26 protein-coding genes are annotated in these 26,179 nt (G+C 68.5%); 15 read left to right on the top strand and 11 right to left on the bottom strand.

Annotation, left to right across the window (positions count from 1 at the left end; translation table 11 throughout):
• Window positions 1-35: 35 nt before the first annotated feature.
• Window positions 36-1,070: a class II fructose-bisphosphate aldolase gene (gene fbaA / locus H7J89_RS22395; RefSeq protein WP_264046783.1), complete on the top strand. Its 1,035-nt coding sequence runs from the start codon at window positions 36-38 to the stop codon at window positions 1,068-1,070.
• A gap of 82 nt (window positions 1,071-1,152) precedes the next feature.
• Here the strand turns inward: fbaA and H7J89_RS22390 are convergent, their stop codons facing one another.
• Window positions 1,153-1,983 (bottom strand): Rv0361 family membrane protein, encoded by an 831-nt coding sequence (locus tag H7J89_RS22390; RefSeq protein WP_264046781.1) that lies wholly within the window; start codon window positions 1,981-1,983, stop codon window positions 1,153-1,155.
• Window positions 1,984-2,106: 123 nt separating this feature from the next.
• Here H7J89_RS22390 and H7J89_RS22385 point away from each other — a divergent pair, with 123 nt between their 5' ends.
• Entirely contained in the window at window positions 2,107-2,520 is a 414-nt protein-coding gene (locus H7J89_RS22385) for a DUF3151 domain-containing protein (protein WP_264046779.1), read from the top strand.
• On the opposite strand, the gene H7J89_RS22380 is transcribed toward H7J89_RS22385, so the two are convergent.
• The 4 genes from H7J89_RS22380 to H7J89_RS22365 form a co-directional block, all read right to left on the bottom strand.
• Window positions 2,517-3,413: a cation diffusion facilitator family transporter gene (locus H7J89_RS22380; protein WP_264046778.1), complete on the bottom strand. Its 897-nt coding sequence runs from the start codon at window positions 3,411-3,413 to the stop codon at window positions 2,517-2,519. The genes H7J89_RS22385 and H7J89_RS22380 overlap by 4 nt on opposite strands.
• 40 nt (window positions 3,414-3,453) lie before the next feature.
• Window positions 3,454-4,227: a site-2 protease family protein gene (locus H7J89_RS22375; protein ID WP_264046776.1), complete on the bottom strand. Its 774-nt coding sequence runs from the start codon at window positions 4,225-4,227 to the stop codon at window positions 3,454-3,456.
• A 52-nt stretch (window positions 4,228-4,279) separates the two neighbouring features.
• Window positions 4,280-4,798, bottom strand: coding sequence for an anthrone oxygenase family protein (locus H7J89_RS22370; RefSeq protein ID WP_264046774.1), 519 nt, complete (start codon window positions 4,796-4,798; stop codon window positions 4,280-4,282).
• Between the two features lie 83 nt (window positions 4,799-4,881).
• Window positions 4,882-5,526: a peptidase M50 gene (locus H7J89_RS22365; RefSeq protein WP_372513821.1), complete on the bottom strand. Its 645-nt coding sequence runs from the start codon at window positions 5,524-5,526 to the stop codon at window positions 4,882-4,884.
• A gap of 283 nt (window positions 5,527-5,809) precedes the next feature.
• On the opposite strand from H7J89_RS22365, the gene H7J89_RS22360 reads away from it, so the two are divergent.
• The 6 genes from H7J89_RS22360 to H7J89_RS22335 all read left to right on the top strand — a co-directional run bounded on the left by H7J89_RS22360 (window position 5,810) and on the right by H7J89_RS22335 (window position 11,920).
• Window positions 5,810-6,790, top strand: coding sequence for a histidine phosphatase family protein (locus tag H7J89_RS22360; protein ID WP_264046770.1), 981 nt, complete (start codon window positions 5,810-5,812; stop codon window positions 6,788-6,790).
• 254 nt (window positions 6,791-7,044) lie between these two features.
• A complete protein-coding gene (locus H7J89_RS22355; RefSeq protein ID WP_264046768.1) occupies window positions 7,045-8,343 on the top strand; it encodes an adenylosuccinate synthase in 1,299 nt (432 codons plus the stop codon).
• A complete protein-coding gene (locus H7J89_RS22350) occupies window positions 8,340-8,978 on the top strand; it encodes a PaaI family thioesterase (RefSeq protein WP_264046766.1) in 639 nt (212 codons plus the stop codon). The genes H7J89_RS22355 and H7J89_RS22350 overlap by 4 nt, the downstream gene beginning before the upstream one ends.
• A 44-nt stretch (window positions 8,979-9,022) precedes the next feature.
• Window positions 9,023-10,225, top strand: coding sequence for a formate-dependent phosphoribosylglycinamide formyltransferase (purT, locus tag H7J89_RS22345; RefSeq protein WP_372513820.1), 1,203 nt, complete (start codon window positions 9,023-9,025; stop codon window positions 10,223-10,225).
• Between the two features lie 40 nt (window positions 10,226-10,265).
• Complete coding sequence (locus tag H7J89_RS22340; protein ID WP_264046764.1) at window positions 10,266-10,697, top strand: rhodanese-like domain-containing protein; 432 nt, start codon at window positions 10,266-10,268, stop codon at window positions 10,695-10,697.
• Complete coding sequence (locus tag H7J89_RS22335) at window positions 10,694-11,920, top strand: O-succinylhomoserine sulfhydrylase (protein ID WP_264046762.1); 1,227 nt, start codon at window positions 10,694-10,696, stop codon at window positions 11,918-11,920. The genes H7J89_RS22340 and H7J89_RS22335 overlap by 4 nt, the downstream gene beginning before the upstream one ends.
• Before the next feature lie 8 nt (window positions 11,921-11,928).
• Here the strand turns inward: H7J89_RS22335 and H7J89_RS22330 are convergent, their stop codons facing one another.
• The 6 genes from H7J89_RS22330 to H7J89_RS22305 form a co-directional block, all read right to left on the bottom strand.
• Window positions 11,929-13,308 carry an NAD(P)/FAD-dependent oxidoreductase gene (locus H7J89_RS22330; RefSeq protein WP_264046760.1) on the bottom strand — a complete coding sequence of 460 codons (1,380 nt, stop codon included), beginning with the start codon at window positions 13,306-13,308 and terminating at the stop codon, window positions 11,929-11,931.
• Window positions 13,309-13,958: 650 nt separating this feature from the next.
• The gene (locus tag H7J89_RS22325; protein ID WP_264046758.1) at window positions 13,959-14,570 is read right to left on the bottom strand and encodes a hypothetical protein; all 612 of its coding nucleotides are present in this window, start codon (window positions 14,568-14,570) and stop codon (window positions 13,959-13,961) included.
• Window positions 14,571-14,574: 4 nt separating this feature from the next.
• The gene (locus tag H7J89_RS22320; RefSeq protein ID WP_264046756.1) at window positions 14,575-15,237 is read right to left on the bottom strand and encodes a TetR/AcrR family transcriptional regulator; all 663 of its coding nucleotides are present in this window, start codon (window positions 15,235-15,237) and stop codon (window positions 14,575-14,577) included.
• Window positions 15,237-16,385 carry an acyl-CoA dehydrogenase family protein gene (locus H7J89_RS22315; protein ID WP_264046754.1) on the bottom strand — a complete coding sequence of 383 codons (1,149 nt, stop codon included), beginning with the start codon at window positions 16,383-16,385 and terminating at the stop codon, window positions 15,237-15,239. Before H7J89_RS22315 ends, H7J89_RS22320 begins: the two co-directional genes overlap by 1 nt.
• Before the next feature lie 11 nt (window positions 16,386-16,396).
• Window positions 16,397-17,581: an acyl-CoA dehydrogenase family protein gene (locus H7J89_RS22310; RefSeq protein WP_264046752.1), complete on the bottom strand. Its 1,185-nt coding sequence runs from the start codon at window positions 17,579-17,581 to the stop codon at window positions 16,397-16,399.
• Window positions 17,582-17,597: 16 nt separating this feature from the next.
• The gene (locus H7J89_RS22305) at window positions 17,598-18,344 is read right to left on the bottom strand and encodes an SDR family NAD(P)-dependent oxidoreductase (protein ID WP_264046750.1); all 747 of its coding nucleotides are present in this window, start codon (window positions 18,342-18,344) and stop codon (window positions 17,598-17,600) included.
• Between the two features lie 68 nt (window positions 18,345-18,412).
• Here H7J89_RS22305 and H7J89_RS22300 point away from each other — a divergent pair, with 68 nt between their 5' ends.
• The 7 genes from H7J89_RS22300 to H7J89_RS22270 all read left to right on the top strand — a co-directional run bounded on the left by H7J89_RS22300 (window position 18,413) and on the right by H7J89_RS22270 (window position 26,161).
• Window positions 18,413-18,775, top strand: a complete 363-nt coding sequence (locus H7J89_RS22300; protein ID WP_264046748.1) for a DUF3054 domain-containing protein — start codon at window positions 18,413-18,415, stop codon at window positions 18,773-18,775.
• A gap of 5 nt (window positions 18,776-18,780) precedes the next feature.
• A complete protein-coding gene (locus H7J89_RS22295) occupies window positions 18,781-19,653 on the top strand; it encodes an SAM-dependent methyltransferase (RefSeq protein ID WP_264046746.1) in 873 nt (290 codons plus the stop codon).
• A gap of 205 nt (window positions 19,654-19,858) precedes the next feature.
• Window positions 19,859-20,938, top strand: coding sequence for a polyprenyl synthetase family protein (locus H7J89_RS22290; RefSeq protein WP_264046892.1), 1,080 nt, complete (start codon window positions 19,859-19,861; stop codon window positions 20,936-20,938).
• 77 nt (window positions 20,939-21,015) lie between these two features.
• Window positions 21,016-23,238: an MMPL family transporter gene (locus H7J89_RS22285; RefSeq protein WP_264046744.1), complete on the top strand. Its 2,223-nt coding sequence runs from the start codon at window positions 21,016-21,018 to the stop codon at window positions 23,236-23,238.
• 4 nt (window positions 23,239-23,242) lie between these two features.
• Window positions 23,243-23,764: a GNAT family N-acetyltransferase gene (locus tag H7J89_RS22280; RefSeq protein ID WP_264046742.1), complete on the top strand. Its 522-nt coding sequence runs from the start codon at window positions 23,243-23,245 to the stop codon at window positions 23,762-23,764.
• 328 nt (window positions 23,765-24,092) lie between these two features.
• On the top strand, window positions 24,093-25,136 hold the full coding sequence (locus tag H7J89_RS22275; RefSeq protein WP_264046740.1) for an ABC transporter permease: 1,044 nt from the start codon (window positions 24,093-24,095) through the stop codon (window positions 25,134-25,136).
• 2 nt (window positions 25,137-25,138) lie between these two features.
• Window positions 25,139-26,161, top strand: coding sequence for an ABC transporter ATP-binding protein (locus tag H7J89_RS22270; protein WP_264046738.1), 1,023 nt, complete (start codon window positions 25,139-25,141; stop codon window positions 26,159-26,161).
• The last annotated feature ends 18 nt before the right edge of the window (window positions 26,162-26,179 follow it).

The raw sequence follows: 26,179 nt of genomic DNA, 5'->3' as shown, positions 1-26,179 counted from the left end.
CGATACTGGATGGGCCCAGTCGCCAGGAGGAGCCCATGCCCATCGCCACTTCCGAGGTCTACGCCGAGATGCTGGGACGTGCCAAGGAGAACTCGTACGCCTTTCCGGCCATCAACTGCACCTCGTCGGAGACGGTCAACGCCGCGATCAAAGGCTTCGCCGACGCCGGCAGTGACGGCATCATCCAGTTCTCCACCGGCGGTGCGGAATTCGCCTCCGGTCTGGGGGTCAAGGACATGGTGACCGGTGCGGTGGCGCTGGCCGAGTTCACCCGCGTCGTCGCGGACAAGTACCCGATCAACGTGGCGCTGCACACCGACCACTGCCCCAAGGACAAGCTGGACAGCTACGTGCGGCCGCTGCTGGCGATCTCGGCCCGGCGGGTGGCCGCGGGTCAGGACCCATTGTTTCAGTCGCACATGTGGGACGGCTCGGCCGTGCCGATCGACGAGAACCTGGTCATCGCGCAGGAACTGCTCAAGCAGGCCGCGGCCGCCAAGATCATCCTGGAGATCGAGATCGGCGTGGTGGGCGGCGAGGAAGACGGCGTCGCCCACGAGATCAACGACAAGCTGTACACCACGCCGGAGGACTTCGAGAAGACCATCGATGCCCTGGGCCACGGCGAGCACGGCAAGTACCTGCTGGCCGCCACCTTCGGCAACGTGCACGGCGTCTACAAGCCCGGCAACGTCAAGCTGCGCCCCGACATCCTCGACCAGGGCCAGAAGGTCGCGGTCGCCAAGCTCGGCCTGCCCGACGGTGCCAAGCCCTTCGACTTCGTCTTCCACGGCGGATCGGGCTCGCTCAAGTCGGAGATCGAGGAAGCGCTGCGCTACGGCGTGGTGAAGATGAACGTCGACACCGACACCCAGTACGCGTTCACCCGCCCGATCGCCGGCCACATGTTCAGCAACTACGACGGCGTGCTGAAGGTCGACGGCGAGGTGGGCGCCAAGAAGGTCTACGACCCGCGCAGCTACCTGAAGAAGGGCGAGGCCTCGATGACCGAGCGCGTGGTGGAGGCCTGCGCCGACCTGCACTGCGCCGGAAAATCCGTGGGCGGCTAGCCCGATTCGCCGCGAATACCCCGGCCAGCCGGGCACTCGGCACCGGACGCGCGGCTGGCCGGGCACTCGGCGCTTAACGGGGCTAGCCGCTGGGGGACTGGCAGATCTTCCACTGCTCGTCGCGGTATTGCAGGTCCAGGCTGCGGGTCGACCGCAGCGAGGGGTCATACGCCATGAACGTGGTGACGTTGGCCTCGGCGTGCTGGCCGTTGACCACCACCTGGTCGATGCTGGCGATCACCGGATACTGCTTGGCCGCCGAGACCCGGCGGTAGGTCTCGTCCCACGAATGCTCGTTGTAGTCCGCGTACCCGTCGCGGGTGGTGCCACAGGTGATGGTGCGCAGCGTGGTCAGGTCGCCCTTTTGAATCGCGGTGTCGAAGCTCTGGATCGTGGTCCGAACCCGGTCTTCCTGCGACACCTTCGTGTGTTTGCCGCGGGTGAGCAGCACCGTGCCCAGGATCGCGATGGCGGCCAGCGCCAGCACGATCAGGACCAGCGCCAGCACCCAGCCCCAGTTGAACTGCCGGGACGTGCGGAGCTTTCCCCCTAGCCGGGGTGGGATCGATTGCGGCACGGCCGGTTTGGCGGGCTGACCGAACTGTGCGGTCTGGCCTTCCGGCGGTGTCGAGAACACTTCGGTGGCGGGCTCCGGGGTGGTGGCGATCACCGCGGTCTCTTTGGCGTCGAATCCGGGCGCGGTGAAGCGGCGTTCGCGCTGCTGGCCGTCCGCGTCCTGCTCGGGATCCTTCGGATCGCCGGCGGAATCGGGTCTGATCACCACCGTCTCGGTCTCGGAGTCACTCGGCACCAGCGGGACGCTCTCGGTCGCGTCCTCGCCTGATTGCGCGGCCCATTCGTGCCCAGGCGGATTCGGCGCGCCGCCGCGGTCGGGCTCGGGTGGCTGGGGCATGAGTACGGCTGTCCTCCGCTATCGGGTGGGGTAGTTGGAGAGCTTAGCGACCCGCCCCCCTCGATGGGGCGATGGTCGAGGTCCGCCACCCCGGCGAAACGGGGCAGCTGCAGAATAGGAGCCATGACGCCGCCGCGAGACCTTCTGGGACCTGACCCGACCCTGCTGCCGGGCGATCCCGACGCCGAGGCGGAACTGCTCGCCGGCGAGAAACCCGGGATCGTCGCCGCCGCGCACCCGTCGGCGTCGGTGGCCTGGGCGGCACTGGCCGAGCAGGCGCTGGCCGACGACCAGGCGATCACCGCCTACGCGTACGCCCGGACCGGCTATCACCGCGGCCTGGACCAGCTGCGGCGCAACGGCTGGAAGGGTTTCGGCCCGGTGCCGTATGCGCACGCGCCGAACCGCGGGTTCCTGCGGTGCGTGGCCGCGCTGGCGCGGGCCGCCGACACGATCGGCGAGCCCGACGAGTACCTGCGCTGCCTGGACCTGCTCGACGACTGCGACCCCGAGGCGCGCCCGGCCCTGGGGATCTAGAAGTCTTCCGAACAGCCCGCCTCGCCGGGGGTGTCGATCTGGACGGTGGCGTGCTGCAGCCCGCGGGCCGACAGCACCGCGCGCGCGTCGTGGAGCACCCGGGTGGAGTCGCCGGTGCTCCGCAAGTGCGCCGTGCACATGTCCTTGCCCGGCGACAGCGTCCAGACGTGCAGGTCGTGTACCTCGGACACGCCGTCGACGGCGCCCAGCGCCGAGCGCAGCTCCTCCACGTCGATGTGGGTCGGCGACGATTCGGACAGGATCCGCAACGCGTCGCGGGCCAGCGAGATCGCCCGCGGCAGCACCCACAGCGCGACCAGCACGGCGACCACCACGTCGGCATACGGCCAGCGCGTCGTCACGGTCACCACGCCGGCGATCAGTACGCCCAGGCTGCCGACGCTGTCGGCGACCACCTCCATGTAGGCGCCCTTGACCGCCAGGCTCTGTTCGGAGTGCGACCGCAGGAGCAACGCGACCACCAGGTTGGCGAGCAGCCCGGCCAGCGCGACCACGATCATCGGCACCCCGGGCACCGACGGGGTATCCCTGAGCCGCTGGATGGCTTCCCAGAGGATGAACAGCGCGACCCCCATCAGCAGCCCCGCGTTGGCGACCGCCGTGAACACCTCGGCCCGGTGCCAGCCGTACGTCCGCGACGGTGACGAGCTGCCCCGCCGGGCCAGCGTCACGGCGGCCAGGCCCATGAAGACGGCGACGACGTCGGTCAGCATGTGGCCCGCGTCGGCCAGCAGCGCGATCGAGTTGATCAGCAACGAGGTGGTCAACTCGATGACGAAAAACGCCGCCAGAATTGCGGCGGCGGCGACCATGCGGGGAATCAGCCGGGACCCGTCGGTCTCGGCGGGACTGTGATTGTGTCCGGCGCCCATGCCGTGCAATATATGCGGATCCACGCATATATGGCAAGGGTCAGAACCAGCGGCTCCAGAAGCGGGTCAGCACGTTGCCCGCGGACACCAGCCACGTCGGCACACTGGAGAACTCGAACAGCCAGAGCACCATCTGAAAGAACCAGTGGCTGGCGGCCAGGAGCAGGAACAGCAGGATGAAAAAGCCGTACTGCTTGGCCGGCGCCACCGCGCGCTGCGTCTCCGGACTCAGGTGCGGCTCCAGGGCGTCGTAGCCGTCCAGGCCCGGGATGGGCAGCAGGTTGAGCACCACCGCGGTCAGCTGCAGAAATCCCAGGAACGCGACCCCCGCCCACAGCACCTGGTGGAAAGGGTCGTAGAACAACCGCGTCAGCGCGAGCAGCAGCACCGCCAGCACCAGATTGGCGGCCGGCCCGGCCAGGCTGACCAGGCTGCGCCGGTTCGGCGTCATGAACCAGGTCCGCACGTACACCGCGGCGCCCGGCAGGCCGATGCCGCCGAGCGCGATGACCACCATCGGCAGCAGGAGCGACAGCGCGGGATGGCTGTAGCGCCGCGGATCCAGCGTCAGGTAGCCGCGCACGGCGGCGTCGTGGTCGCCGAATCGCCAGGCGGTCACGGCGTGCCCGAACTCGTGCAGGCACAGCGACACCAACCAGCCGGCGATCACGAAGGTGAACACCCCGAAATACGCCAGCGGCCGCACGGTGCTGCCGGCCAGCCAGGCCAGCACGCCGCCCATCGCCGTCAGGCCGACGAGGGCCAGGAATATGGGGCTGGGACGGACCGATTCGCGCCGGGCGGGCAGGCTCACCGGTCGAAACTAGCGGACCGCCAGCCAGCCTGCCGTCGACGGGGTTGGCGCGCTACCGTGCACCCTGCCGCGCGATGACCTGACTCGCGCGGTTCGCGGCGAACAGCGCGCCACCCGCGGCGGCGATCCGCACCAGATTGAGCCGGTACCAGGTCCGGATGAGGCGGTCCCGTTCTTCTGGTGGCGGTGGCGTCGTGGCAAACATCACCGCGAGGTTCACCGCCCGGATCAGGTAGCCGGTGACACCCAATCCGGCGATCGAGCAACCCGCCGTCACGGCTAGCCAACGCCTGGCATCGTCGATCTCCCAGCCTTTGCTCACGGCCGCGGCAGTCGTTGCCACTGTGATCGGCGCGGCTGGCGCGTAGTAGCGCAGCGGACTGCCCGGCGCCAGCAGTGACGACCGAGGGCTGCTTCCCGCCGGAGCGGCAGCTCGGGGCTCGGCGGCGAGCCGGTCCGGGATTTTCACAACCGCTTCGTAGATGTTGCCGAATAACCAGTGGGCGTGGCCGAGCTGGGCCAGGCCCAACACATCCGAAAGTCGGTTGAGGTGGCGGATGGTTGCTGCCATTGGTCTTCCCTCCACGAGGAGTAGATCTCTAGATCACGACGCATCGCCCGCCCAGAATGTGACCGGCCTGCCGGACTGATGCGTCAGCGGACCGCCAGCCAGCCTTCGACGTTGCGGTAGAACGTGGACCGGCGCGCCGGGCGCGGTGCGGGCACGCCGTCGCGCACCACGCTGACGCCGGTGCTGCCCAGCTGGACCGCGCGGCCGGCGACCCAGCGGCGCCGGCCCGTCGCCACGCGGGCGCGCAGGCCCGGGACGGCCAGCGTCGGCTCGACGTCGACGGCGGAGGCCTCGCCGTCGAACAACACGGTGTCGTCGACGACGGCCTCGCCGCGCAGGCGCCGGCCCTCGGCCGGCAGCCAGCCGGCCCGCCCGACGACCACGGACCCGGTCTCGTCGCGGACCAGGGTGACGCGCCGCGCGAGCCCTCGCCGGGCGCGCCGGGCCGCGCGCCGCCCGGCGGGCAGGCGGTAGATCCGGGTCGCGCGGGTGCGGCGGCGCGGCACGTAGGCCACCTCGATGTCGAGCCGGTCGGCGCGCAGCAGCCGGGTCAGCACGGCGGCCAGGTCGGCGTCGGCGCCTACCACCACCAGCCGCCGGTAGGGGCCGATCGCGCCATCGGTGTCGGCCGAGCGAATCGGCACGCCGGTCAGCGTCCGTGGCACCCGCCGATCGCCGAACAGCAACACCGCCAGGGCGGAATCTTCTCGCGTCACAGGCCGTCCAATGAACAGTCCCAATATCCTTGTCGTTCAATGTCTCTCGTCGGCTCGGCAGCCAGACCGCTTGGGCGCGGAACGATCTCGTCATAACGACGCAGTCACAATATCGTTTCGGACTACGAAAGTTGTTGCGTCGCTGCCTGCTAGCAACCGGATACTTTACTCCTGCCACGGGGTCAACGAATGGGTGGCTAAGAGAACGGAGAACTGCCATTCGCCGACTCACCGCCGTCTTCTCAACCGCGCGAACCGCGCCGCCCGTATCTGGTACCGGCCCCGCGCGCGTCCATTGCTGACAAAGCAACTCCGCCGTGTCGGCGCCGTAGCGCTTTCGACTGTCCTGCTGTGCATCACGCCGGCGACGGCCTGGGCCGACGAATCGATCGTGATCGACTTGGTCCGGCACGGCCAGTCGCAGGCCAATGCGGCGGGCGTGATCGACACGTCGGTGCCCGGAGCGGTGCTCACCGCGCTCGGCCAAGAACAGGCGCAGAACATCGCCAACGTGCTCGCCGCGCGGGGCCCGGTGGCCGCGATCTACGCGTCGCAGTTGATCAGGACGCAACAGACCGCGGCGCCGTTGGCGGCCATGTTGGGGATGAATGTTCAGGCATTGCCCGGGCTCAACGAGATCGACGCCGGCGCCTTCAATGGCTTACCGCAGTTCAGCCTCGCGGGGCTGGTGTACCTGCTAGGACCGGTGGCGTGGCTGCTGGGGCTACGCATCGTGCCGATGCTGGCTCCGGGCTCCGCCGACGCTAACGGGTTCGAATTCGACAAACGCTTCAACGGCGCGCTGCAGACGATGTACGGCAACGCGGTGACCAACGGGAGCCGTTTCAACGACTCCCTGCAATTGATGTACGGCAATGCCCTGGCCAGCCCGGTTCGGTCCGCGGGCGGCAAGATCACCGTAGTGGCGGTCTCCAGCGAGTTCGCGATCGGCGTCGGGACGATGATGACCGTCAAGAACCCCGATCCGCTGCTCCTGCTCTTCGATCCGCTGCCCAACGCCGGCGTTGTCGAGATCCAGGGCAATCCGCACGATGGCTGGACGCTGGTCAGTTGGAACGGGAAACCGGTGTGGCAGGGTTGGGCGGCCAAGAGGCCCGGTCGTGCCCCCAAGCAGCCCTTGTGCCTGATGTTGGGCGCGCCGACCGCCAGCGGTGTATGTGCGGCCAAACCGCCCGCGCCGGCAAGTGCTCCGCCCGCCGGCCCATCGGGGCAAATGCCGCTCAGCGGGCGGCTGCCCGCGGCGCCGGATGGATGAGCCGCGACCGTGCGGGACACGAGTCGCGATCAATCGGCCCTTGGCACAAGTCCGTAGCTACCCGACGTTTAGGATCGCCACGTGAGCGCGCCAAGCAAAGACGCGTCCGGCTACGCGCCCGGTCCTGAAGCGGTTAACCGCGGCGCTGGTGCAGGTCGGCAGCCCGGGCCAACGGAAGATGCCGAAAACCGTGGCGGCGCTGAGAGATACGGCGCCCTGCCAGTAGAGCCACAGTAAGCAGGCGGGAGCAAGTCATGCCGGCAATCGTCCTCATCGGCGCCCAATGGGGTGACGAGGGCAAAGGTAAAGCCACTGACCTGCTCGGTGGACGCGTGCAGTGGGTGGTGCGCTATCAGGGGGGCAACAACGCCGGGCACACCGTCGTCCTGCCCAGCGGCGAGAACTTCGCGCTGCACCTGATCCCGTCGGGAGTGCTCACCCCCGGCGTCACCAACGTCATCGGCAACGGTGTGGTGGTCGACCCCGGCGTGCTGCTCGACGAGCTCAAAGGCCTCGAGGACCGCGGCGTGGACACCACCAAGCTGTTGATCTCGGCCGACGCGCACCTGCTGTTGCCCTACCACGTGGCCATCGACAAGGTCACCGAGCGCTACATGGGCAACAAGAAGATCGGCACCACGGGGCGCGGCATCGGGCCCTGTTATCAGGACAAGATCGCCCGCCAGGGGATTCGGGTCGCCGACGTGCTCGACCCCGACCAGCTGACCCACAAGATCGAGGCCGCGCTGGAACTGAAGAACCAGATCCTGGTCAAGATCTACAACCGCAAGGCCCTGGACCCGCACCAGGTCGTCGAGGCGCTGCTGGAACAGGCTGAGGGGTTCCGCCATCGCATCCGCGACACCCGCCGGCTGCTCAACGCCGCGCTCGAGACCGGCGAGACGGTCCTGCTGGAGGGCTCCCAGGGCACCCTGCTCGATGTCGACCACGGCACGTATCCCTATGTGACATCGTCGAATCCGACCGCCGGCGGCGCGGCCGTCGGGTCCGGCATCGGGCCCACCCGCATCACCACCGTGCTCGGGATCCTCAAGGCCTACACCACCCGCGTGGGCTCCGGGCCGTTCCCCACCGAGCTGTTCGACGAGAACGGCGAATACCTGTCCAAGACCGGCGGCGAGTTCGGTGTGACCACCGGGCGGCGGCGCCGCTGCGGCTGGTTCGATGCCGTCATCGCCCGCTACGCCACCCGGGTCAACGGCATCACCGACTTCTTCCTGACCAAACTCGACGTGCTCTCCAGCCTGGAAACGGTGCCGATCTGCGTCGGTTATCGCATCGACGGCGAGCGCACCACCGACATGCCGATGACGCAGACCGACCTGGCCCGCGCCGAGCCGATCTACGAGGAGTTGCCGGGCTGGTGGGAGGACATCTCGGACGCCCGCGAATTCGACGACCTGCCCGCCAAGGCGCGTGACTACGTGTTGCGGCTGGAAGACCTTGCCGGAGCCCATGTTTCGTGCATCGGCGTCGGCCCGGGCCGGGAACAGACGATCGTGCGCCGCGACGTCCTGGCGGCCCGCCCGTGACGGAGCCGGATCCCAAAGAGCTCGACCCCGAATACGAACACCACGGCGGCTTCCCCGAATACGGGCCGGCCAGCCCCGGCCCGGGATTCGGCCGGTTCGTCGCGGCCATGCGCGGTCTGCAGGACCTGGCCGTGTCCGCCGATCCCGGCGATGACGTGTGGGACGACGCGGCCGACCGCGCCGAGGCCCTGGTGCAGCTGCTGGGCCCGTTCCAGGCCGACGAGGGCAAGGCGCCGGCCGGGCGGACGCCTGACCTGCCCGGCATGGGCAGCCTGCTGCTGCCGCCCTGGACGTTGACGAAATACGCGCCGGACGGGGTCGAGATGACCGGCTACTTCAGCCGATTTCACGTCGGCGGGAACCACGCTGTGCACGGCGGCGTGCTGCCGCTGTTGTTCGACCACATGTTCGGAATGGTGTCGCACGCCGCGGGGCGTCCCATCAGCCGGACGGCCTTCCTGCACGTCGACTACCGCAGGGTCACCCCGATCGACGCGCCGCTGGCGGTGCGCGGCCGCGTCACGAGCACCGAGGGCCGCAAGGCGTTCGTGGCCGCGGAACTGCTCGACGGCGACGAAGCGGTGCTGGCCGAGGCTAACGGGCTGATGGTGCGGCTGCTTCCCGGCCAGCCCTAGCGCGGCCAGGCCTGGCACCCGCGCGACCGACCTATCCTTGAGCGGTGACTGACGGCCCGACCGAAGGACAAGACGACAGGACCACCGCGCTCGCCGTGCCCTCGCAAGCGCCGACCACGGAAGCCGACGCCAGGCCGCGGGTGGTGGTGCTGGGTTCCGGTGAGCTCAGCCGGGAACTGTCGATCGCGCTGGGGCGCCTCGGCGCGCGGGTGATCGTCGTAGGTGAGCGCGCGGACGGGGCGGCCGATCAGTCGCTGATGGTCCCGATAACCGACGCAGAGGAGCTGACGAAGGCGCTGCGTGGGCTGCACGCGGACGTCGTCGTGGCCGCCACCGACGCCGTTGCGCCCCGGGCGCTCGAGGGCCTCGAGGCCGCGGGCACCCAGCTGGTGCCCGGCGCGCGCGCCGTGCGGCTGGCCGCCGACCGGGAGGGCCTGCGCCGGTTGGCCGCCGACGAGCTGGGACTGCCCACGGCGCCGTTCTGGTTCGTCGGCTCCGTCGGCGAACTCGAGGCCGTCGGGGCCCACGCCGGTTACCCGCTGCTGGTGAAGCCGGTGCTCGCGGCCGCCGGTCGGGGACAGTCGGTGGCGTCGGGCCCCGACGACCTCGCGGCGGCCTGGCAGCGCGCGACAGGAGGCCACGGGGACCAGCACCGCGTGCTGGCCGAGACCGTGGTGGAGGTCGAGTCTTACGTCACCCTGCTGGCCGTCCGAAGCGACGGGCCCGGGGGGCCGGCGATCGAATTCTGCTCGCCCATCGGCCATCGCGGTGGCCACGCCGACGCGCTGGAATCGTGGCAACCGCAGCAGATGAGCGCGGCGGCGATGGATGCCGCCAAATCGATCGCGGCGCGGATCGTCAAGGCGCTCGGCGGCCGCGGCGTCTTCGGCGTCGAATTGATGATCAACGGCGACGAGGTGTACTTCGCCGACGTCACGCCCTTCCCCACCGCCAGCGCCTGGGCCACCGTGCCCAGTCAGCGGCTCTCGGCGTTCGAGCTGCAGGCCCGCACCGTTCTGGGCCTGCCGGTGGACACCATGATGATTTCGCCGGGCGCGGCCCACCGGGTCGAACGCGCCGACGCGCCGGCCGCCGCGCTGGTCCGGGCGCTGAGCGTGCCGGAGAGCGACCTGCGCGCGGTCGGGCGCGGATACCAGGCGTTGGCGACGGCGCCGGAGGTGGCCGCGGCGCGCGACCGCGCCCGCGAGGTCGCCAGCCGGCTGGTCGCGCGCGAGCCCGCGCACTGAGTTATCCCGCGGCAAGGTGACCTCGTTACGATTCGAGGTCATGAGCACAGAGCGCGCGGGCTACGCCGGAGACATCACCCCCCAGCAGGCATGGGAACTGCTCAGCGAGAACCCCGAGGCGGTGCTGGTCGACGTGCGCACCGACGACGAATGGCGGTTCGTCGGGGTGCCCGACCTGTCCAGCCTGGGCCGCGAGGTGGTGTTCATCGAGTGGAACACCTCGGATGGCAGGTACAACGCCAACTTCGCCGACGAACTGCGCGACCGGGTGCCTGAAACCGACGCCGAACGTCCGGTCGTCTTCCTGTGTCGCTCGGGCAACCGCTCGATCGGCGCCGCCGAGGTCGCCACCCGGACCGGCATCACGCCGGCCTACAACGTGCTGGACGGCTTCGAGGGTCACCCGAACGCCCAGGGGCTGCGCGGCGAATCGGGCTGGCGCGCCATCGGATTGCCCTGGAAGCAGCTATGACCCACCCCTCGGGGGATTCCGTCCGCGCCCCCAAGGCGCTGCCCGACGGCGTCAGCCAGGCCACCATCGGCGTGCGGGGCGGGCTGCTGCGCTCGGGGTTCGACGAGACGGCCGAGGCGATGTTTTTGACGTCCGGGTATGTCTACTCCTCGGCGGCCGTCGCGGAGAAGTCATTCACCGGCGAGCTCGACCACTTCGTGTACTCCCGCTACGGCAATCCGACCGTGACGATGTTCGAGGAGCGGTTGCGCCTGATCGAGGGCGCCCCCGCGGCGTTCGCCACCGCGAGCGGAATGGCGGCGGTGTTCACCTCGCTGGGCGCGCTGCTGGGCGCCGGGGACCGGCTGGTCGCGGCGCGCAGCCTGTTCGGGTCGTGTTTCGTGGTGTGCAACGAGATCCTGCCGCGCTGGGGCGTCGAGACCGTCTTCGTGGACGGCGACGACCTCGCGCAGTGGGAGGAGGCGCTGTCCGTCCCCACCGCGGCGGTGTTCTTCGAGACGCCGTCGAACCCGATGCAGTCGTTGGTGGACATCGCCGCGGTCGTCGAGCTCGCCCACGCCGCGGGGGCAAAAGTGTTGTTGGACAACGTCTTTGCCACGCCGCTGCTGCAGCAGGGCATTCCCCTGGGGGTTGACGTGGTGGTGTACTCGGGCACCAAGCACATCGACGGTCAGGGCCGGGTGCTGGGTGGTGCGATCCTCGGCGACAAGGAGTACATCGACGGCCCGGTGCAGAAGCTGATGCGGCACACCGGACCGGCGCTGAGCGCGTTCAACGCCTGGGTGTTGGTGAAAGGCCTTGAGACGCTGGCGATCCGGGTCGAGCACAGCAACTCCTCGGCGCACCGGATCGCGGAATTCCTGGAGACCCATCCGGCGGTGAGCTGGGTTCGCTACCCGTATCTGCCGTCGCACCCGCAATACGACCTGGCCAAGCGGCAGATGTCCGGCGGCGGCACGGTGATCACCTTCGCGCTCGACTGCCCCGAAGACAAGGCGAAGCAACGGGCCTTCGAGGTGTTGGACAAGCTGCGGCTGATCGACATCTCCAACAATCTGGGCGACGCCAAATCCCTTGTCACACATCCCGCCACCACCACCCACCGGGCGATGGGACCGGAGGGCCGCGCCGCGATCGGCCTGGGCGACGGCGTGGTCCGGATCTCGGTCGGGCTGGAGGGCACCGACGACCTGATCGCCGACATCGACCAGGCATTGAACTAGTCCGGGAGCTAACCGGCCTGTTTCTCGGCGGCTTCGATGCGTTCGGCCGCCGCCAGTGTCCCCTCTTGCGCCTGCCGCTCGACCCAGTCCACCACCGGCCGGGCGTACATCATCTGGCTGGTGATGGCCATCTGGCCGCGGGTGCGACCCAGGAAGGAGATCCCCCAGGAGAACATGGCGGCGATGCGGTTGCGGAATCCGACCAGGTACAACAGGTGCAGCAGCAGCCACGCCAGCCAGGCGATGAAGCCGCCGAACTCCAGCTTGCCGATCTTGGCGACGGCGCTATACCGCGAGATGAGGGCCATGCTGCCCTTGTCGAAGTAGTTGAACTGCTTGCGGTTGGCCGGGTCGTCCTGGCCCTTCACCGCCTGCTTGATCAGCTTGGTGACATAGTGCGCCCCTTGGATCGCACCCTGGGCCATTCCCGGAACGCCGGGCACGGACATCAGATCGCCGACGACGAACACGTAGGGGTGACCCTTGACGCTGAGGTCGGGCTCGACGATCACGCGTCCGGCCCGGTCGGTCTCGGTCCCGTCGGACTGCTCGGCGACCATCTTGCCCAGACCGCTGGCCTGCACGCCGGCCGCCCAGACCTTGCACGCGCATTCGATGCGGCGCTCGCTGCCGTCGTTGTCCTTGACCGTGATGCCCATGTAGTCCACCGCGGTCACCATCGCGTTGAGCTGGATCTCGACGTCCATCTTCTCCAGCCGCCGTTGCGCCTTGAGGCCGAGTTTTTCGCCCATGGGTGGCAGGACCGCCGGCGCGGCGTCGAGCAGGATGACCCGGCATTCGCTGGGCGTGATCGTCCGGAAGGCCCCGGCCAGGGTGCGTTCGGCGAGCTGAACGATCTCGCCGGCCAGCTCGACCCCCGTCGGCCCGGCGCCGACCACCACGAACGTCAGGCGGCGCTGCCGCTCCGCCGGGTCCGTGGCGACTTCGGCGGCCTCGAATGCACCGAGGATGCGGGCCCGCAGTTCGAGGGCGTCATCGATGCTCTTCATCCCGGGTGCGAAGGCGGCGTACTCGTCGTTGCCGAAATAGGACTGCTGGGCGCCGGCGGCCACGATGAGGCTGTCGAAGGGCGTCACCGTCTCCATGCCCATCAGCTGCGACGTGACGGTCTTGGCCGTCAGGTCGATGCCGCTGACCTCGCCCCACAGCACCCGGACGTTCTTCTGCCGGCGCAGGATCAACCGGGTGGTCGGGGCGATGTCGCCTTCGGACAGGATGCCGGTGGCCACCTGGTACAGCAGCGGCTGGAACAAATGGGTGGTCGTCCTCGAGATCAACGTGACATCCACGTCCGCCCGTTTGAGGGCCTTGGCCGCGTTCAATCCGCCGAATCCGCTTCCGATGATGACGACGTGATGACGCGACATGCTCACCCCTTATTGGCCTCGTCGTTCTGGTCGCACGCTGCTTCCAGCGCATGTCCACCGTACGACTAGGACCCCTCGGACGTCACGGCAAGGCACAGATCGGCGCGGGAGCCCGCAGATCCGGCTGTGGCACAGCGCAATCCGGATGAAGTCAGCGGTACGGCAAGGGACCGCCCGCCGCGGGGGCGGGCGATCCCTTGCCGAAGCCGCGAATAAGGCCTGCGCTTACTGGCAGGTCAGGCCCGGACCGCAGTCGATGGTTATCGGCGTCGTACAAGCCGATGCCGCGCAGACGGTGAATCCGAGCATTGCAGCGAGAATGATTTTGCCGGTCAATCGTGACATAACACCAACCCCGTTCATGGATGGACAATTTCTTTTGTTTGCCCGATTGCCCGATCACCCGATGGGCGGGAGTCTACGGCGTCTTCGCCGTTGCGACAGTTGATTTCGAAAACCCGGCGCGCCGGTCTTTTCAATGGGAGTTCCCGTTCGCGTGAAATGTATTGAATTCAAACGGCGGCGACTTATGGCGGGATTAATTGTGGCCGCGGGGATATCCGAGAATGGTAAACCTATCCTTTGTCTGTTCCGGGTCGGCTTGCCGAAGACCGAAACAGCCACTCGCGCAACCCATTTAGTGCCGACGGCTAGAATGGCCACCCGTTGGAGTTGTCCTTGAATTTGCCGTTGACCGCGGTGCAGAAGTCGTCGGCGGTGCCGGCGAGCAGGATGTAGTAGGTCTCGCCGCGGCGGCTCTCGTAGGTGTTCGGGGTGCTCCAGCCGCTATTGCAGAGCGAGCTCTGCGTGCCGGCCGTGGCCCTGCGCCAGTTCGTCTTGGCGCAGCCCGCCAGGCCGTCCACGTTGGGCGTCGCGCTCTTGGCCGCGACCACCATCGCGCCTCCCCATTGCCCATCGCTGCGCCGGTAGGCGCGCGCCCCGAACCCGGCGTTGTTCGTCTGGCATGCCAGCGCCCGGCGCATCAGCGAGAAGGGAGCGGCCAGTTGAGGATTGGCGCTTCCGGCGGCGGCCGTGATGAATTGCGCGGCGTCCGAACCGTCGACCTCCTGCACGTTGGGAGTGCCGAAGCTGAACAGCTGCTGCGCGATCCCGGCGTTGCTGCCGCCGCCGATGATCGGGCCGCCGCCGCTCGACGTCATCGGGGGCAGCGCGACGGTGGGGTCGGCGCCGGCCGTCGGCGCCACGATGACGGCCCCCAGCGCGAACGCGGCGGCCATGTTACGGAGCGCGGTGAGTCTCATGGCTTCATTCCAGCACGTGTGCGTAATCGGCGCGACGGTCGTCGCGCACCAATGCGTGGAGCAGGTGGCGGGTCTGCAGCCGGATGTACTCGTCGCGGGTGTAGGCGGGACCGAAATGCCAGTGCTTGAGCGCCCAGCCGTGGGCGAGCAGCATGATGTCGAACACCGTGAGGTCGACGTCGACATCGCGGAAGACGCCCGCGGCGATACCGGTTTCGATGACCGTGCGCAGCGGTGCGGCGGTGGCGATTTCGAGTTCCTTGATCCTGGCCCGGTCGGCCGGCACCAGTGTCCGGCTCTCCCGATAGGTCAGCACCACGCCGTCGAGGTTCTCGTCCACGATCTGGATGTAGCGGCTGATGCCGGCGGCCAGTTGGTCCACGACGTCGTCGCCGGCGGCGGCCATCACGGGCGCCAGCTGGTCGCGGAACACGTCGAGGATCCGCACGATCGTGGCCAGCAGCAGGTCCTCCTTGCCGCCGAAGTAGGTGTAGATGAGGCCGACGCTGACCTTGGCCTCGGCGGCCAGATCCTGCATCGACATCTGGTGGAAGCCGTGTGTTCCCATGGCCTTGACCGCGGCGTCGAGCACCTGGCGGCGCCGCGCGCTGGCCCGGGCCGCGCGGACGGCCTCCTGGACGGGCAGGGCGCCATAGTCGACCGCCATCAGATGCCCAGGTCCTTGGCGACGATCGTCTTCATGATCTCGTTGGTCCCGCCGTAGATCGTCTGGATGCGGGCGTCGACGAACGCGCGCGCCACGGCGTACTCGCGCATATAGCCGTAGCCACCGTGCAGCTGCAGGCAGCGGTCGGCCGTGCGCACCTGCAGGTCGGTGGTCCACCATTTCAGCCGGGCGGCCCGCGCGGCCGTCAGCTCGCCGGTCAGGTGCTGGGCCAGGCAGTCGTCGAGATAGGTTCGGGCGACGTCGATTTCGGTCGCCACCTCGGCGAGAACGAATTGGCTGTGCTGGAACCCGGCGATCGGCGTGCCGAACGCTTTGCGTCCGCGCACGTACTCAAGTGTCTCGGCCAGGATGGCCTCGGCGGCGGCCACCGCGCCCACCCCCAGCGCAAGGCGCTCCTGCGGCAGGTTCTGCATCAGCTGGTAGAAGCCGGCGCCCTCGTCCCCGAGCAGATCGGCCGCCGGCACCCGCATGTCGGTGAACGTCAGCTCGCTGGTGTCCTGGGCATGCAGGCCGATCTTGTCCAGGTTGCGGCCCCGGGAGAAACCCGGGGTGTCGGCGTCGACCACCAGCAGCGACAGGCCTTTATGTCGATCGGATGACGTCCGCACGGCGACGACGAACAGGTCGCCGCACTGGCCGTTGGAGATGAACGTCTTGGCGCCGTTGACGACGTAGTGGTCGCCGTCTCGGACCGCCGCGGTGCGGATCCCGGCCAGGTCGCTGCCGGTGCCGGGTTCGGTCATCGCGATACCGAGCACCGTCTCGCCGGTCACCACGCCGGGCAGCCAGCGCCGTTGTTGCTCGGGCGTGGCCAGGTCGGTGAGATAGGGCAGCACCACGTCGTTCTGCAGCGTGAACGCGATGGCCTCCGCCGCCGCGCCGGCCCGCTGCAGTTCGTCGATGACGACCGCGTTGTAGCGAAAGTCGTTGACTCCCGGCCCGCCGAGCTGCTCGGGCACCGAAAAGCCGAGCAGGCCAAGCTTTCCCGCTTCGATGAACAGCGAGCGGTCCCACTGCCCCCGGGTTTCGGCCCGCTCGTGCGCCGGGACCACCACCCGCTGTACGAACTCGCGGACGAGCGCCCGGAACTGCCGGTGCTCTTCGGTGTACTCCAGACGTGCGGCCATGTCTTCCCCGGTTACCGGAAGGCGTCACTACCGGTGAACGCCTGGCCCAGGACGAGCTGGTGCATCTCTGGCGTGCCTTCGTAGGTGAGCACCGACTCCAGGTTGACCATGTGCCGGATGACCGGGTACTCGAGCGATATGCCGTTGCCGCCCAGGATCGTTCGAGCGGTCCGGCAGATCTTGATGGCCTCCCGGGTGTTGTTCAGCTTGCCGAAGCTGACCTGCTCGGGCCGCAGCCCGACGCTGTCCTTGAGGCGGCCCAGTTGCAGCGACAGCAGCTGACCCTTGTGCAACTCGACCGCCATGTCGACGAGCTTTGCCTGGGTCAACTGGAATCCGGCGATCGGGCGCCCGAATTGGGTGCGCTGGGTGGCGTAGTCGAGCGCGGCCTGCCAGGCCGACCGCGCCGCGCCCATGGCGCCCCAGATGATTCCGTAACGCGCCTCGGACAAACAGGACAGCGGCCCCCGCAGGCCTTTCGCCTCGGGCAGCATCGCATCGGCGGGCACCCGCACGTCGTCGAGCACCAGCTCGCTGGTGATCGATGCCCGCAGCGACAGCTTGTGGTGGATGGTGTTGGCGGTGAATCCCGGTGTCCTGGCCGGCACCAGAAAGCCCCGAATTCCCTCGTCGGTGGCCGCCCACACGACCGCGACGTCGGCGACCGAGCCGTTGGTGATCCACAGCTTTCGGCCATTGAGCACCCAATCCGAACCGTCGCGTCGCGCACGGGTTTTCATCGCGGCCGGATCGGATCCCACGTCGGGTTCGGTCAGCCCGAAACACCCCAGCAGTTCGCCGGTGGCCATACCGGGCAGCCACTCCTGCTTTTGCTCCTCGGACCCGAAGTTCCAGATCGCGAACATCGCCAGCGATCCCTGCACCGAGACCATCGACCGCAGGCCGGAGTCGGCGGCCTCCAGCTCCACGCACGCCAGGCCGTAGTGCACGGCGGAGGCGCCGCCGCACCCGTACCCTTCCAGGTGCATGCCGAGCAGGCCGAGCTGTCCGAACCCCTTGGCGAGTTCGCGCACCGGCAGGTCGCCGATCTCGAACCACTCCGCGACGTAGGGAAGGACGTGCTCGGCGCAGAACCCTCTGACGGTGGAGCGCACCGCGAGCTCGTCGTCGGACAGCGAGGCGTCCAGGCCCAGGGGGTCGTACCGGTCGAAGGCGGGAGGTTTGTGGGTGCTCATGTGACTCAGCCTGCCACTAACCCGCCATCGTCAGGCCGCCGCTGACGCTGATCACCTGTCCGGTGATGAACGACGCGGCGGGCGACGCGAAGAACAGCACGGCCGCGGCGACCTCCTCGGGTCGCGCCAGGCGGCGAAACGGGATGGCTTTGACTAGCGCTTCTTTCAGCTTCTCGGGCTGGGCGTGGAATAGCGGCGTGTCGGTCGGGCCCGGGCACACGCAGTTGACCGTGATCTGATGGCGGGCCATCTCCCGGGCCAGCGACTTGGTCAGCGCGATCACCCCGCCCTTGGCGCCGGCATAGATGGATTCCCCGGCGCTGCCTACCCGGCCGGCGTCGCTGGCCACGTTGACGACACGCCCGCCGGCGTGCGTCTCGATGATTCCCGGCAGGAACGCCGCGCAGACGTGCACCGGTCCCAGGTAGTTGATCGCCACCACCTTGGCCGCGAATTCCGGTGTGGCGTTGAGGAATTGATCGGTGCGGTCCCATCCCGCGGCGTTGACGACGATGTCGGGCACGCCGGCTTCGCCGTGCGTCGCGTCCCGCAGGGCGTCGACCTGCGCCGGGTCGGCGACGTCCACCGGCAGCGCGGTGATCAGCCCGGGGTGCTCCTTGGCGGTGGCCGCGCCGGCAGCCTCGTCGAGGTCGGCGGCGATCACCCGGTCGCCCTGTGCGGCGAACGCCAGCGCGATCGCCTTGCCGATGCCCGAACCGGCGCCGGTCACCACGGCCAGGCGCCCTTGTGAATGTGCATTCATTCCCGACGAATCTAGGTTCAGCATGGCGGCGGGGTCAAGGTCGGCGGCCTGCCCGGTACTCTCGCTGCATGCGACGGCTCCTGTGGCTGGCCATGGATGTCATCGGTGTGCTGGTGTTCTGCGCCGCCGGGCGTCGCAGCCACGACGAAGGACTCAACCTCGCCGGCGTCGCGACGACCGCCTGGCCGTTTCTCACCGGAACCGTCGTGGGCTGGCTGGCATCCCGCGCCTGGCGGCGCCCCACCGAGGTGGTGCCGACGGGGGTGGTCGTCTGGCTGTGCACCGTCGTCATCGGCATGGTGTTGCGCAAGGCCAGTTCCGCCGGCGTTGCGGCGAGTTTCGTGGTGGTGGCGGCGTCGGTCACCGCGTTGTTGTTGCTCGGCTGGCGGGCGGTCGCCGGGCTGACCCTGCGGCGCCGGTCCGGCGGGTAGAGCCCATGGCAGCGACGACGGGCGTGGCGGTGACCGCGACATTCGGTGCCGCCGCGCGCGCCGTCGCCACCAACAAGGGGACGCTGGACGATCCGTTCGCCGAACCGTTGGTGCGGGCCGCCGGGGTCGACCACTTCGTGCGGGTGATCGATGACGACCGGTTCGGCACGGACGACGCCGACGGTTCGTGGTTCCTGGACGTCTGCGCGGCGCACACCCGGTTCGTCGACGAGTTCGTCGCCGACGCGGGGCGGGCGGGCCTTCGCCAGGTGGTGATCCTGGCGTCGGGGCTGGACACCCGGCCGTACCGGCTGTGGTGGCCGCCGGGGACAACCGTTTACGAGATCGACCGGCCCGAGGTGCTCGACTTCAAATCCGAAGCGCTGCGCGGATTGGGCGCCGAACTGACGGCCAGCCGGCGCGCGGTGGGCGTCGCACTGCATCAGGATTGGCCGGCGGCCCTGCGGCGGGTCGGCTTCGACGCCACCGCGCCCGCGGTGTGGATCGCCGAGCAACTGCTGATCGGGTACCTGACTCCCGCCGTGCAGGACCGCGTGTTGCAGGGCGTCACCGCGATGAGCGCCGCCGGCAGCCGGTTCGCCGCCGACCACATGCCCATCTGGACGCCGCTACAGCTGGAGGCGGAGCGGTCGTTTGTCGATGGCTTGCGCCAGAACGGGGTGGACGTCGACCTGGCCAGCCTGACCCACCCGGGGCAATACCATTACGTGCCGGAGTATCTGACCGCCCGCGGTTGGGAGACGGTGCAGCGCAACGTCACCGAGCTGCTGGGGGCGGTGGGACGGCCGGTCAGGCGGCGCCACCGCCCCGGGGACACGGAGTTCGTCCCCGAATACCTCACCGCCACGCGGGCATAACCGCAGTTCGCGGCTATTTAAGATCGTTAACAGTTAATTAACTTAAATTAGTTGGCCGGATCCTTGAACCCGATGCGCCCTAACGTCGTAGCCGCTTTATGAGCCACGATGAAAGGGGCATGAAACGTTGACCTTGCGTGTTTCGAACCGTCCGCCCGGCGTACTTGCGCAGCCGACGGTCCGCGCCCCGCAACACGCCCCCTCGGTGTGGCCCGCGAGCGGTGCTCCGGGAGGCGAAGAGTGGCGCGCCGGTGTGCGCACCGCGGTGCTGGCCACCGTCGCGGAATTTGTCTCGGCCCGCCGCGCCACCGACCTCGCTGGCGCGGGCCTCGACGCGGTCGGCGACATATTGGCGCAGTTCGTGTCGAACGGAAAATGTCTACGGTCGACCTTCATGTATCTCGGGTGGCTGTGTGGCGCCCCGCCGAGCGGAGCCGCGCTAACGGCGGCGGCGAGTCTGGAGTTACTGCACGCCTTCGCGCTGATCCAGGACGATGTCATGGACCGTTCGGCGCAACGGCGGGGTCGTCCGGCGGCGCACGTGCAACTGGCCCGGTGGCACCGCGAGCGCGAACTGGCCTCGTGCGCAGAGAAATTCGGCGAGTCGGCGGCCGTTCTGCTGGGCGATCTTTGCCTCATTTGGGCGGAGCAGATGCTGCGCGAAAGCGGTATCGAAGCCCCTCGCCTGCAGCGGGTGTGGCCGCACTATGACGCCATGCGGACGGAATTGGCGATAGGTCAATTCGCCGATCTCGCGGCCAATCTCCGCAGCTTTCCGCCGCTCGACGCGGTGCTCGACGTCGCGCGGCGCAAATCGGGCAACTACACGGTGCGCCGCCCACTGGAATTGGGCGCGGCCATGGCCGGCTGCGGCGACCGAACGCTGGCACGGCTTGGCCGCTTCGGCGGCGACGTCGGGGAGGCGTTTCAACTCCGCGACGACGTATTGGGGGTCTTCGGCTCGCCGGCGGCGACCGGGAAGCCAAGCGGGGGAGACCTGCTCGAGCGCAAAGCGACCAGCCTCATCGTGGCCGCTTACCAGCTGGCCGACGCACCGACCCGCCGCCAGCTCGTCGAGCTCATGGATCTCGACGAACTCGATGACGCCGCGCTGCAGCGTTGGAAGCGATTGATCGCCGCAACGGGGGCCGTCGAGATGATCGAACAGATGATCAGCCGGCGGGTTGCATCCGCACTCGACGACGTAAACGGCATGGAGATCAACGAAGCCGTTTGCACCGCTTTGGCCGAGATGGCGGTCGCGTGCGTGCAGCGCCGCGAATAGCGGACCACACCGGGGGCCAGAGGAGTTGAACAAGACCGATCGGGGGGATCGACAGCTAACCATCCCGGAGGACGCACATGCTATCGCGACTGGCCCTGATCGCCATCGCCGCTCCGCGACGAGTGATCGCAAGCGCGATGTTCCTGGCGGTACTCGCCGCCGTCTTCGGTGTCCCGGCCGCAGCGACGCTGCCCGGCGGTGGATTTCTGGACCAGACGGCCGAATCCGCCCGTGCCACAGCGGTTCTGGCCGAAAAGTTCCATCAAGGCGACATGGAGATGACGCTGCTGGTGCACTCGCGGAGCGGGGTCACCCAAGGACCCGCTCGGATGGTGGGCGTGGACATCGTCCGGCAGCTGGCCCAGTCGCCGTTCGTCGCGCAGGTGGCGTCGCCGTGGGATGCGCCCCGGCCGGGGTTGGTCAGCGGCGACGGCGAGTCGGCGCTGATCGTGGCCGCCCTCACCGGCGGGGAAAGCAGCGCGCCCAAGCATGCCCGGGAGCTCGCGGACCGGCTGGCGCGCGATCGCGACGGCGTGACCGTGCAGGCCGGAGGCATGGCGATCATCTATGAAGAGCTCAACCGGCAGACCCAAAACGACCTGTTGCGAATGGAATCCGTTGCGATCCCGTTGAGTTTCGCCGCGCTGGTATGGGTATTCGGCGGCTTGCTGGCCGCGGCACTGCCGATCCTCGTCGGCGGCTTCGCAATCCTGGGTTCCCTCGCGGTGTTGCGCGCGGTCGCGTTGGTCGCCGACGTGTCCATCTTCGCGGTGAACGTGGCGGTGGCCCTGGCTCTGGCCCTGGGCATCGACTACACGCTGCTGATCATCAGCCGTTATCGCGACGAACTGGCCGACGGGCTTCCCCCCGCCGAAGCCCTCCCGCGCACCATGGCGACGGCCGGACGCACCGTGCTGTTCTCCGCCCTGACGGTGGCCCTCGCATTGGCCGCATTGGTGATATTCCCGATGTACTTCCTGAGGTCATTCGCCTACGCCGGCGTCGCGGTGGTGGCTTTCGCGGCCCTGACCGCTATGGTGATCGCGCCCGCGGTGATCGTGGTACTGGGCGACCGGCTTGACGCGCTCAACGTTTGGGACTTGGGCCGCAAGCTCTTTCGGCGTTCCCAACCGCCGCCGGCGACGATCGAGCACACCTTTTGGTACCGGACGGCCAAGCTGGCCATGAGTCACGCGGTCCCGATCGGCTTGGCGATCATCGCCCTCCTGCTCGCCCTGGGCGCGCCGTTCCTCGGCATCAAATGGGGGTATCCCGACGATCGGGTGCTCCCGGCGTCATCGTCGGCGCGCGCCGTCAGCGAGCGGATCCGGCACGACTTCGGTGCCGATTCCGAGATCAGGGTCGTCATCCCCCGCACCGACGGCCTGGCGGTGCGAGACCTTGACGAGTACGCCGCACGGCTGTCGCGCGTGCCCGACGTCTCGGCGGTGTCGGGACCGACCGGAACCTTCATCGCCGGTGAGCGGAAGGGGCCACCGTCGGCACCCGCCGGAATGGCATCCGGCAGTGCCTATTTGACGGTGGCCAGCAGCGCGCCGTTGTATTCGCCGGCGTCGGGCGCGCAGTTGGATCGCTTGCATGCGATCCCGTTGGCCGGTGCCCGCCACGTCGAGCTGGCCGGGATGGCCCAGATGAATCGCGACTCTGTCGACGCGATCACGTCGCGATTGCCCGTGCTGTTCGGTTTCGTCGCTTGCGTCATGCTGGTGTTGCTGTTCCTGCTCACCGGTAGCGTGGTGCTGCCCGTCAAAGCCGTGCTGCTCAACATGCTGTCGCTGACGGCCGGATTCGGCGCATTGGTGTGGATCTTCCAGGACGGGCATCTGGGCGCGTTGGGCACCACCCCGACCGGCACGCTGGTGGCCAACATCCCGGTGTTGATGTTCTGCATCGCATTCGGATTGTCCATGGACTACGAGGTTTTCCTGCTGTCCCGTATCCGCGAATACTGGCTGGCTTCGGACCGCACGCGTGTCGACAATGACGAAAGCATCGCGCTGGGCGTCGCGCGAACGGGCCGGATCATCACGGCGGCAGCCCTGTTGATGTCGATCTCGTTCGCCGCCCTCACTTCCGCGGAGGTTTCCTTCATGCGGATGTTCGGCGTCGGGCTGACCCTCGCCGTCTTGGTCGACGCAACGTTGGTGCGCATGCTGCTCGTCCCGGCCTTCATGCACGTGTTCGGCGGCCTGAACTGGTGGGCGCCGGCACGGCTGGCACGGCTCCGCGGGCGGGAGGATGCCCGAATGGAATGTGTCGCGGTCAGAGGCGTTGGATGATCACGTGGTGCACCGATCAAGCCCGCCCGCCGCGAGTCACCAGCTGCGGTTCGTGTCGGCGACCCACGACGAACCGCTGGCGCGCCCCCTGCTGGCCGAGCTGGCCGACGAGTACGCGCAGCGCTACGGCGGCACACCCAGCACGCACTTGTCCTGGCTGCCCGTGCCGGAGGCCGAGTTGGCCCCGCCGGACGGCGGCTTGCTGATCGGGGTGCTGGGCGGGGTGCCCGTCACCGGCGGGGCATTCCGGCGCTACGACGCCGAAACCGCCGAGCTCAAGCGGATCTGGACCGACCGCGCTCATCGGCGCCGCGGGTACGCGCGAGTGCTGTTGGCGGCGCTGGAGGCGGAGACCGCCGCGCGCGGGTACCGGAGGCTGTACCTGATCACGGGCAATCGGCAACCCGAGGCCGAGGCGCTGTACGACGCGACCGGGTACACCCGGGTGCCCGCCGACCCGCTGCCGTCCTGGGGGCCGTTCGTCCCGATCGCGTTCGAGAAGTGGCTGGTTCCCGACGGTCGGTGAGGCCGACGAGAATATCTCTGCCCCTCCGCTTTCGCGGTTATTGGGCGCGCGGCTAATTGCACGGACCGTATTCGGTGATTGGGTTTTGAGTCACATTTCCCGCCCGGTCGCGCGCTCGCCGAATTTGCTGCTGGAGTGCCCCTGACCTGCGGGTATCGCTCAACTGCGTCGAATCCGGGCCGCCAGAAAAGCGGGGCGTAGGTCCGTCCGATCAAGGCCCTTCGGCTCTACGCGACTTGCCGCGTCCCGGGCGACGCTTGCTGGGAAAGAAAAGGGAGGTCAAGCCGTGTGGGCTATTGGTGGCTTGCGAGAGCGGATGCGCGCGCCGATGTTGATCACCGCCATACGGGACATGCAATGGCGGCAGCGACGCTTCATCATCGCGGCCGTCGGCACCGGAATGGTGTTCGCGATGACGCTCATCATCACCGGGCTGATGATCGGGACCCGGGTCGAGGCCCAGCGCCTGGCCGACTCGATAGGCATCGACCACTACCTCATCAAGGCGGGCGCGGTCGGACCCTTCATTGGTTCATCGAGGTTCCCGCAGGCGGAACTCGAGGACGTAGCCCAGCTTCCTGGCGTCGAATCGGCGATCCCGGTGGTCTACGGCAACACGATCCTGCAGGACCGGCGCCTACCGGAAAACCTCAACGTCTACGGCCTGCCCGAACAGGGGATGCCGCCGATCGTGGCGGGGCGGGCACCGTCGAATCCCGACGAGGTTGCCATGTCGACCACGCTGAAGCGATCCATCGGCGACAACGTCGAGGTGGGATCGCAGGTGCTGCGGATCGTCGGGCTGGTCAACAAGTCCACCACGCTCGCAGGCCAGCCCAATGCGTTTGTGACCGTCACGACGGCGCAGCGGTTGATGTTTTCCGCGCAGCACGTGATTTCGGCCATCGGCTTGCGCGGCGTACCTACGCAAGTGCCCGCCGGCTATCGCGTCGTGGACCGCGCCGCCGCGGTCGATGACATGATCCGCCCGCTGCACATGGCTCGGCTGGCGATGTCGTACCTGGTGATCCTGCTGTGGGCGGTGGCCGCGTCGATCGTGGGATCGCTGATCTACCTGTCCGCGCTGGAGCGCACCCGGGACTTCGCGGTGTTCAAGGCCCTCGGTGTCGCCACCCAGTCGGTGCTCGCCGGGCTCATGCTGCAGGCGGTGCTCGTCGCGTTGGTCGCGGCGATGCTGGGCGGTGTGCTGGCCGTGCTGCTCGGCCCGCTGTTCCCGATGCTCGTGGTGGTGACCCCCTCGGCCTTCCTGTCGCTGGTGGGGACCGCGGTGGGGGTCGGCCTGTTGGCGAGTCTGGTGGGGTTGCGGCGCGCGGTCGCGATCGACCCGGTGATGGCGTTCGGGGCCGGATAGTCATGGGCGATTTGCGCATCAAGGATCTCGTCGTCGAATACTCGAACGGCGGGGAGCCGAACCGCGTCATCGACGGTTTGAATCTGGAGGTCGCGGCGGGGTCGCTGGTGATCCTGTTGGGCCCCAGCGGATGTGGGAAGACCACGCTGCTGTCGTGCATCGGCGGCATCCTCAGCCCGACCAGCGGACGCGTCCAGGTCGGTGACACCGACGTCACGACGCTGGACCGCCGCAGGCTGACCACCTACCGGCGCAAGACCGTGGGCATCGTCTTTCAGTCGTTCAACCTGGTGGCAAGCCTTTCCGCGGTGGAGAACGTCGCGGTGCCACTCTGGGCGGCGGGCTGGTCGCGGCGGGCGGCGCGCGAACGCGCCAAGGAATTGCTGGCCCGCGCCGGGCTGCAGGACCGCATGACGCATCGGCCCAGCGACCTCAGCGGCGGCGAGCGCGAACGGGTGGCGGTGGCCCGCGCGATCGCGCTGGACCCACCGCTGATCCTGGCCGACGAACCCACGGCCCACCTGGACTATGCCCGCGCGGAAGGGGTGCTGCGGCTGCTGAGGGAGTTGGCCAGCGGCGAGCGCATTGTCGTGGTCGCCACCCATGACACCCGGATCCTGCCGTTCGCCGACCGCGTGGTCAGGCTGATGCCGGATGTGCAACTGACCAACTCCGAGCCCGAAACGCTGCATCTGGCAAGCGGTTCGGTGCTGTTCGAGCAGGGCAGCATGGGGGACCTGATCTACGTCATCACCGACGGCGAACTGGAAGTCATGCGGGAATCGAGCGACGGGACCGAGGAACTGGTCAAGGTCGCCTCTCCCGGCGAGTACGTCGGCGAGCTCGGGCCGTTGTTCCGGATGGCCCGCTCGGCGACGGTACGCGCACGCACGGACGCGGTCGTCACCGGCTACACGGTGGAGCAATTCCGCGTACTACTCGAGACCTACACCGAGGGCACCCTAGCCCCGATCGAAAAGCGCCGCAGGACAAGTAAATACCAACCACAACCACTCACTCCTTGATGGAGCGACGCAGATGTC

The organism is Mycobacterium paraffinicum (genome assembly GCF_025822865.1).
GTDB classification, from domain to species: domain Bacteria; phylum Actinomycetota; class Actinomycetes; order Mycobacteriales; family Mycobacteriaceae; genus Mycobacterium; species Mycobacterium paraffinicum.
Note: the sequence above shows the minus strand (reverse complement) of the source record. Positions and strands in the feature narration are given on the sequence as shown.

What these genes read in the sequence shown, in the direction of transcription:
- H7J89_RS22355 (WP_264046768.1), top strand. Translation starts at nt 7,045, where the DNA reads ATGCCGGCAATCGTCCTCATCGGCGCCCAATGGGGTGACGAGGGCAAA.
- H7J89_RS22335 (WP_264046762.1), top strand. Translation starts at nt 10,694, where the DNA reads ATGACCCACCCCTCGGGGGATTCCGTCCGCGCCCCCAAGGCGCTGCCC.
- H7J89_RS22310 (WP_264046752.1), bottom strand. Translation starts at nt 17,581, where the DNA reads ATGAGCACCCACAAACCTCCCGCCTTCGACCGGTACGACCCCCTGGGC.
- H7J89_RS22295 (WP_264046746.1), top strand. Translation starts at nt 18,781, where the DNA reads ATGGCAGCGACGACGGGCGTGGCGGTGACCGCGACATTCGGTGCCGCC.
- H7J89_RS22320 (WP_264046756.1), bottom strand. Translation starts at nt 15,237, where the DNA reads ATGGCGGTCGACTATGGCGCCCTGCCCGTCCAGGAGGCCGTCCGCGCG.
- H7J89_RS22270 (WP_264046738.1), top strand. Translation starts at nt 25,139, where the DNA reads ATGGGCGATTTGCGCATCAAGGATCTCGTCGTCGAATACTCGAACGGC.
- H7J89_RS22275 (WP_264046740.1), top strand. Translation starts at nt 24,093, where the DNA reads ATGTTGATCACCGCCATACGGGACATGCAATGGCGGCAGCGACGCTTC.
- H7J89_RS22315 (WP_264046754.1), bottom strand. Translation starts at nt 16,385, where the DNA reads ATGGCCGCACGTCTGGAGTACACCGAAGAGCACCGGCAGTTCCGGGCG.
- H7J89_RS22325 (WP_264046758.1), bottom strand. Translation starts at nt 14,570, where the DNA reads ATGAGACTCACCGCGCTCCGTAACATGGCCGCCGCGTTCGCGCTGGGG.
- H7J89_RS22380 (WP_264046778.1), bottom strand. Translation starts at nt 3,413, where the DNA reads ATGGGCGCCGGACACAATCACAGTCCCGCCGAGACCGACGGGTCCCGG.
- H7J89_RS22385 (WP_264046779.1), top strand. Translation starts at nt 2,107, where the DNA reads ATGACGCCGCCGCGAGACCTTCTGGGACCTGACCCGACCCTGCTGCCG.
- H7J89_RS22330 (WP_264046760.1), bottom strand. Translation starts at nt 13,308, where the DNA reads ATGTCGCGTCATCACGTCGTCATCATCGGAAGCGGATTCGGCGGATTG.
- H7J89_RS22285 (WP_264046744.1), top strand. Translation starts at nt 21,016, where the DNA reads ATGCTATCGCGACTGGCCCTGATCGCCATCGCCGCTCCGCGACGAGTG.
- H7J89_RS22340 (WP_264046764.1), top strand. Translation starts at nt 10,266, where the DNA reads ATGAGCACAGAGCGCGCGGGCTACGCCGGAGACATCACCCCCCAGCAG.
- H7J89_RS22300 (WP_264046748.1), top strand. Translation starts at nt 18,413, where the DNA reads ATGCGACGGCTCCTGTGGCTGGCCATGGATGTCATCGGTGTGCTGGTG.
- fbaA (WP_264046783.1), top strand. Translation starts at nt 36, where the DNA reads ATGCCCATCGCCACTTCCGAGGTCTACGCCGAGATGCTGGGACGTGCC.
- H7J89_RS22305 (WP_264046750.1), bottom strand. Translation starts at nt 18,344, where the DNA reads ATGAATGCACATTCACAAGGGCGCCTGGCCGTGGTGACCGGCGCCGGT.
- H7J89_RS22370 (WP_264046774.1), bottom strand. Translation starts at nt 4,798, where the DNA reads ATGGCAGCAACCATCCGCCACCTCAACCGACTTTCGGATGTGTTGGGC.
- H7J89_RS22390 (WP_264046781.1), bottom strand. Translation starts at nt 1,983, where the DNA reads ATGCCCCAGCCACCCGAGCCCGACCGCGGCGGCGCGCCGAATCCGCCT.